Raw genomic sequence first — 6,666 nt, forward strand, 5'->3', positions numbered from 1 at the left:
CTTGTCCTTCTCCTTGTCCTTGCCCTTGTCGCCCTTGTGCTCCTCGACCATGTCGGAGGGCCCGTCGGCGTCCTTGCCGCCACTGCCCTCGCCGTGCGGGCCGCCGCTGGCCTCAGGGGTGCGGTGGCTGCTGGCGGCGTTGGCCGGGCGGTCGTTCGAGCCGTCGCTCATGGTCGCGACGTGCACCAGCGCCGGTACGGCCGCGCAGCCCAGCACCAGCGCCGCAGCGGCCCCGACCAGGGCCTGGCGCCGCCGCGCACGGCGGGCGGGCACGGCGCGCCGCAGGTGGTCGAGGGACTCGGGGGACGGCTCGAGCTCGTCGACGGCGCGGTGCAGCAGCCGCCGCAGCGCCTCCTCGCCCTCACCGCCGGGCTCGTCGTCGTCCAGCTGAATACGGAGGGGCGTCACCCGCCCAGGCTCGGACCCGGCGGACTTCCTGCCCTCCGTGGCCTCGGCCGAACCGGTTTGCTCCTCGACGGACCCGGTGTGCTCCTCGGCGCCCGTGGACTCCGCAGGCTCACGGGTCTCCGCGGACCCGGCGGACTCACGGGCCTCCGGGGACTCCGCGGACCCGGTGGACGCCGCAGACCCGGCGGACTCCCCGTCAGCCGTGGACTCCCCGTTCGCCGTGGACTCCGCGGCCTCCGTGGCCTCCGCGGCCTCCGTCGCCTCTACCGGTTCCATGGGCCCCGTGGTCTCCCTGGACTCCCCTGGCTCCCTGGATTCCGGCTCATGGCCATGCTGCCGGCCGGAATCCCCCGGGTCCGGCGTAGATGTGTTGTGGTTCATGCCGGAGCCTCCATGGCGACGCGGAGCGCCGCGATGCCACGCGAGCCGTACGCCTTGACCGAGCCGAGCGATATGCCCAGCGTCTCGGCCACCTGGGCCTCGGTCATATCGGCGAAGTAGCGCAGCACGAGAACCTCACGCTGACGGCGCTGAAGTCCCCTCATCGCCTTGATCAGTTGATCGCGTTCCAGCTGTTCGTACGCCCCCTCCTCGGCACTGGCCATATCGGGCATCGGCTTGGAGAGCAGCTTCAGCCCGAGGATGCGCCGGCGCAGCGCGGAGCGGGAGAGATTGACGACCGTCTGCCGCAGATAGGCGAGGGTCTTCTCAGGATCCCGGACTCTCTTGCGCGCCGAGTGCACACGGATGAACGCTTCCTGCACGACGTCTTCGCAGGACGCGGTGTCGTCGAGCAGGAGCGCGGCGAGACCGAGCAGCGACCGGTAGTGGGCGCGGTAGGTCTCGGTGAGGTGATCGACTGTGGTGCCCGCTGCCATCGCGTCGTCAGTGTCCTCGCGCCCTGTTGTGATGTGCGCGGGGCGGGCCGATGGCCATGGCGCGATCACCGGCATGCCACCTGGGGCACGCGGGGGGCGTACTGCCGCGCCACCATGCCCTGGAACCGTTGCGATGCCGAATACCTCTGCCACGCCTGTTGGACACGCCGCCCCCTGTCAGGGTTGTACGCGTGAGGCACCGCTTTTGACGATGCGTTGAATGCCCCCATGCGCACCAACTCTTCCCCAATGCCCCAGTTATCCCCAGCGCCCACTGCAGGGCGGCTGGAAAGACGCTCCCCGCCCACTGCCGGTTGCAGCGGGCGGGGAGCGAATACGTCGATCACATCAACGGCCCAGCTCAGCTGGTCCAGGCCAGTGACACGCACACAGGATATTCACATCTGTCGGACGACGCACTGGTGAAACGTCACTTTAAGACGGTCGCTCACGTTACGGCGCTCCGGCCCCCTCTTACGACGGCCCGGCCCCCTCTTGACCCAGTGGCGGGCCCCGGGTCACCGCGCGGCGGACCCACCCGCCAGCTCGGCCGCGACGACCTCCGCGATCTGCGCGGTGTTCAGCGCCGCGCCCTTGCGCAGGTTGTCACCGCAGACGAACAGCTCCAGCGCCTTCGGGTCGTCCAGCGACCGCCGCACCCGGCCGACCCACGTGGGGTCGGTGCCCACGGCGTCGGCGGGTGTCGGGAACTCGCCCTCCCCCGGGTTGTCGCACAGCACCACCCCGGGGGCGCCCGCCAGGATCTCGTGCGCCGCCTCGACCGTCACCTCGTTCTCGAACCGCGCGTGCACGGCCAGCGAATGCGTGGTGATCACGGGCACCCGTACACAGGTCGCGGTAACCCTCAGCTCCGGCAGCCCCAGGATCTTGCGGGACTCGTTCCGCACCTTGAGCTCCTCGGAGGACCAGCCGTCCTCCTTGAGCGAACCGGCGAACGGCACCACATTGAGCGCCATCGGCGCCGGGAACGGCCCGGTGTCGCCCACCGCCCGCCGTACGTCCCCGGGGTGGGTGCCCAGCTCCGTACCGGCGACCAGCGCGATCTGCTCGCGCAGGGCGTCGATGCCCTCCTTGCCCGCACCGGAGACCGCCTGGTACGAGGAGACGATCAGCTCGCTCAGCCCGAACTCGGCGTGCAGCGCGCCCATCGCGACGATCATCGACAGGGTGGTGCAGTTGGGGTTGGCGATGATGCCGCGCGGGCGGACCCGGGCCGCGTGCGCGTTCACCTCCGGCACCACCAGGGGGACATCGGGGTCCATCCGGAAGGCGCCGGAGTTGTCGACGGCCACCGCGCCCTTGCTCGCCGCGATGGGCGCCCACTGCGCCGAGACCTCGTCGGGGACGTCGAACATCGCGACGTCGACGCCCTCGAACGCCTCCTCGCTCAACGCGACGACCTCGACCTGCTCACCCCGGACGGTCAGCTTCCGGCCGGCCGAGCGGGGCGAGGCGATCAGCCGGATCTCGCCCCAGATGTCGGCGCGCTCGGAGAGGATCGAGAGCATGACGGTGCCGACGGCGCCGGTGGCCCCGACGACCGCGAGGGTGGGCTTGTCGCCACCGGCGGCACCGCCATGGCCGATCATCGTCCGGTCCCTCCGTAGACCACCGCTTCGTCGGTGTCGCTGTCCAGGCCGAAGGCGCTGTGCACGGCCACGACCGCGTCCTTCACATCGTCGGCGCGGGTGACGACCGAGATGCGGATCTCGGAGGTCGAGATCAGCTCGATGTTGACCCCGGCGTTCGACAGCGCCTCGAAGAAGGTCGCGGTGACCCCCGGGTTGGTGCGCATACCGGCACCGATCAGGGAGATCTTGGCGATCTGGTCGTCGTAGCGCAGCGAGTCGAAGCCGATCAGCGACTTCGCCTTGGTCAGCGCCTCCATCGCCCGGTGGCCGTCCGTCTTCGGCAGCGTGAAGGAGATGTCGGTCAGCCCGGTCGACGCGGCGGAGACGTTCTGCACCACCATGTCGATGTTGATCTCGGCGTCGGAGATGGTGCGGAAGATGGCCGCGGCCTCACCCGGCTTGTCAGGCACCCCGACGACCGTGACCTTGGCCTCGGACGTGTCGTGCGCGACCCCGGAGATGATCGCCTGTTCCATGCCTTCTTCTCCTTCTCCCGCTTCCGGCCGGTTGCGCACCCAGGTGCCCTGGTGGCCGGAGAAAGACGACCGTACGTGGATGGGGATGTTGTACCGGCGCGCGTACTCCACACAGCGCAGGTGCAGCACCTTGGAGCCGCTCGCGGCGAGCTCCAGCATGTCCTCGTACGGAATCTCGTTGATCTTGCGAGCCTTCTTCACCACGCGCGGATCGGCGGTGAACACGCCGTCCACGTCGGTGTAGATCTCGCACACCTCGGCGTCCAGGGCCGCGGCCAGCGCGACCGCGGTGGTGTCGGAACCGCCCCGGCCGAGGGTGGTGATGTCCTTGCTCTCCTGGGACACGCCCTGGAAGCCCGCGACGATCGCGACCGCGCCGAGTTCGAGCGCGTCACGGATGCGGCCCGGCGTGACATCGATGATCCGTGCTTTGTTGTGAACCGCGTCGGTGATGACTCCCGCCTGGCTGCCGGTGAACGACAGCGCCTCGTGACCGAGGTTTTTGATCGCCATCGCCAGCAAGGCCATGGAGATCCGCTCTCCCGCGGTCAGCAGCATGTCGAACTCGCGCCCAGTAGGGATCGGGGATACCTGCTCGGCGAGATCGATCAGCTCATCCGTCGTGTCGCCCATCGCGGAGACCACGACGACCACCTGGTGGCCGTTCTTCTTGGCTTCCACGATTCGCTTGGCGACCCGCTTGATGCCTTCGGCATCGGCAACGGAGGAGCCTCCGTACTTCTGCACGACAAGGCCCACGTGCGCTCCTCGCAGCTCTCAATAATGCGGTCGGCTCAGTCTAACGAGCGGCCGGAATACGCCCTCCCAATATCACATAGCGAGACGAATGCTTCGCAATGTGATCAGGGGAGGACGAGGGGCATCACACGGCGCAACGTCCATGCACCCGCGAGATCCCCACATCCCTCCCACCCGCTCAGCGACGAACCCTGCCCGCTTACCGCGGAAGCACACGGGAACGTAACCCAGCTCACAGGATCGGACGGCCTTGCGGGCCGTCCGGCGGACCATCCGGCTGATCGGCCCGCGGGCTGCCCGACAGGCCGTCTCAAGCACTCCTCAGCGCGGTCCCGAGCGCAGCCCGAGCGGTCCCGCGATCTCCGCCGCCATGACCCGGCCGGCCTCCTCCGCGAGTTCGTCGTCACCGCCCGCGTTGCTGTCCGTGTCCAGGCCGTCCAGCTCGTCCAGCGGGCTGTCCAGCCGTACGTGCGCGACGAGCGACTGCAGCGCGCGCAGGGCCGCCGAGGCGGTCGTCCCCCAGTTGGAGAGGTACGAGAACTGCCACCACCACAGCGCCTCGCTGATCCGGCCCTCGCGGTAGTGCGCCATTCCGTGCCGCAGATCGGTGATGATCCCGGCCAGGTCGTCGGAGATCCGGCAGGCCACGGGCTGGCTGCGCGGCACGTACGGGTCGAAGACCTCCGAGTAGATGTCCACCGGCTCCAGCAGCTGGGCGAAGCGCTCACGCAGCTCGTCGACGTCCGGCTCCGGGCCGGCGTCCGGTTCGTACCGCTCGTCCGGGACGAAGTCCTCGTGCGCGCCGAGCCGGCCGCCCGCGAGGAGCAGCTGCGACAGCTCGAGCAGCAGGAACGGCACAGCGCTGTCCGGCTCGTCCCCCTTGGCGACTTCGGTGACCGCGACGATGAAGCTCTCGATCTGGTCGGAGATCTGGACCGCGAAGTCGTCCGGGTCCGGGTGGGCGTCGTGCAGCGTTGCGTCAGACATCGAGAAGTCTTCTCCCTTCGAAGGCACGACCCAGCGTGACCTCGTCGGCGTACTCCAGGTCTCCACCGACAGGGAGGCCGCTGGCCAGGCGGGTGACCTTCAAACCCATGGGCTTGATCATGCGCGCGAGGTACGTGGCGGTGGCTTCGCCCTCCAGATTCGGATCGGTGGCCAGGATGAGCTCGGTGACCGTACCGTCCGCGAGCCGCGCCAGCAGCTCCCTGATCCGCAGATCGTCCGGGCCCACGCCCTCGATGGGGCTGATCGCCCCGCCGAGCACGTGATAGCGGCCCCGGAACTCACGCGTCCGCTCGATCGCGACAACGTCCTTCGGCTCCTCGACCACGCAGATGATCGCGGGGTCGCGACGGGGGTCCTGGCAGACGCGGCACTGCTCGGCCTCGGCGACGTTCCCGCAGACCGCACAGAACCGCACCTTCTCCTTGACCTGCGTCAACGCTTGCGCGAGACGGCGGACGTCGGTGGGCTCGGCCTGCAGGATGTGGAAGGCGATCCGCTGCGCGCTCTTGGGACCGACGCCGGGCAGCCTGCCCAACTCGTCGATGAGGTCCTGGACCACGCCCTCGTACACGCCATCATCCAATCTCGCGCCGACGCGCGGTGGCCGTACTTCACATGAATATTCGGTTGCGCCGTGCCCTCACGGCCAGGGGGCGTCACGCTCGTGCGGCCGGGCTCGCCGCGACTCTTACGGCCGCCGCGACTCCTACGGTCGGGCCCGGGGAGCCCGCGACCCCGGGAGACCCGAGACCCCGGAGAACCCGAACTCCGGAGAACCCGAAGACCCCGGAGAACCCGAACTCCGGAGAACCCGAACTCCGGAGAACCCGAAGACTCCGGAGAACCCGAAGGTCAGAACGGGAGCCCGGGCATACCGCCCAGCCCCTGGGCGAGCGGGCCGAGCTTCTGCTGCTGGAGCTCCTGCGCGGCGTGGTTGGCGTCGCGGACGGCCGCGAGGACCAGATCCGCGAGGGTCTCCGTGTCCTCAGGATCCACGGCCTTGGGATCGATGACCAGGCCCTGCAACTCGCCGGAACCGGTCACGGTCGCCTTCACCAGGCCACCGCCCGCGGAACCCTCGACATGGGTGCGGGCCAGCTCCTCCTGGGCCGCGGCGAGGTCCTGCTGCATCTTCTGAGCCTGCTGCAGCAACTGCTGCATGTTCGGCTGGCCACCACCGGGGATCACGGCTTCGCTCCTGGCGCTCGACAGTCGTTCTCTTCGATAGCCCGAGCCTACGTGCTCCCCGAGCGCCTTGCTCTACGCCGTACGGAGGAGACGCGGCGACGCGGAACGCGGGTGCGGGGCCCACGCCTTCTACTCGTTGACGATCTCCTCGATCACCGTGGCACCCAGCTCGCGAACGATCAGGTCGTGCCCGCTCAGCGCGGTGTCGTCCAGATCCGGGTCGTCCTCGGCCGGCATGTCGTCCTCGATCGAGACCCGCGGCGGCTCGGGCTCCCGGTACGCCGCCGCCTCGGGGGG

At 69.4% G+C, this 6,666-nt stretch carries 6 protein-coding genes and 2 pseudogenes; all 8 read right to left on the bottom strand.

Translation table 11 applies throughout. From position 1 onward, the window contains the following. A pseudogene (locus GWI24_RS38180) lies at positions 1-684 on the bottom strand (hypothetical protein); the annotation flags it as partial. A 101-nt stretch (positions 685-785) separates the two neighbouring features. Continuing rightward, complete coding sequence (locus GWI24_RS38185) at positions 786-1,361, bottom strand: SigE family RNA polymerase sigma factor (RefSeq protein WP_037956857.1); 576 nt, start codon at positions 1,359-1,361, stop codon at positions 786-788. A gap of 443 nt (positions 1,362-1,804) precedes the next feature. Further along, positions 1,805-2,896 (bottom strand): aspartate-semialdehyde dehydrogenase, encoded by a 1,092-nt coding sequence (locus GWI24_RS38190; protein WP_210950635.1) that lies wholly within the window; start codon positions 2,894-2,896, stop codon positions 1,805-1,807. Further along, the gene (locus GWI24_RS38195; protein WP_198281566.1) at positions 2,893-4,173 is read right to left on the bottom strand and encodes an aspartate kinase; all 1,281 of its coding nucleotides are present in this window, start codon (positions 4,171-4,173) and stop codon (positions 2,893-2,895) included. Before GWI24_RS38195 ends, GWI24_RS38190 begins: the two co-directional genes overlap by 4 nt. Before the next feature lie 321 nt (positions 4,174-4,494). After that, the gene (locus GWI24_RS38200; RefSeq protein ID WP_210950636.1) at positions 4,495-5,160 is read right to left on the bottom strand and encodes a DUF5063 domain-containing protein; all 666 of its coding nucleotides are present in this window, start codon (positions 5,158-5,160) and stop codon (positions 4,495-4,497) included. Next, positions 5,153-5,752 carry a recombination mediator RecR gene (gene recR / locus GWI24_RS38205; protein WP_020870189.1) on the bottom strand — a complete coding sequence of 200 codons (600 nt, stop codon included), beginning with the start codon at positions 5,750-5,752 and terminating at the stop codon, positions 5,153-5,155. Before recR ends, GWI24_RS38200 begins: the two co-directional genes overlap by 8 nt. Before the next feature lie 281 nt (positions 5,753-6,033). Further along, positions 6,034-6,369 carry a YbaB/EbfC family nucleoid-associated protein gene (locus GWI24_RS38210; RefSeq protein ID WP_210950637.1) on the bottom strand — a complete coding sequence of 112 codons (336 nt, stop codon included), beginning with the start codon at positions 6,367-6,369 and terminating at the stop codon, positions 6,034-6,036. Positions 6,370-6,498: 129 nt separating this feature from the next. Then, positions 6,499-6,666 (bottom strand): annotated as a pseudogene (locus GWI24_RS45880) (DNA polymerase III subunit gamma/tau); the annotation flags it as partial.

This window comes from Streptomyces sp. MK37H (assembly GCF_018035285.1).
GTDB lineage: Bacteria > Actinomycetota > Actinomycetes > Streptomycetales > Streptomycetaceae > Streptomyces > Streptomyces endocoffeicus.

Bases quoted from the DNA above. Each gene is read 5' to 3' on its own strand.
- GWI24_RS38185 (WP_037956857.1), bottom strand. From the start codon at position 1,361: ATGCCGGTGATCGCGCCATGGCCATCGGCCCGCCCCGCGCACATCACA.
- GWI24_RS38190 (WP_210950635.1), bottom strand. From the start codon at position 2,896: ATGATCGGCCATGGCGGTGCCGCCGGTGGCGACAAGCCCACCCTCGCG.
- GWI24_RS38200 (WP_210950636.1), bottom strand. From the start codon at position 5,160: ATGTCTGACGCAACGCTGCACGACGCCCACCCGGACCCGGACGACTTC.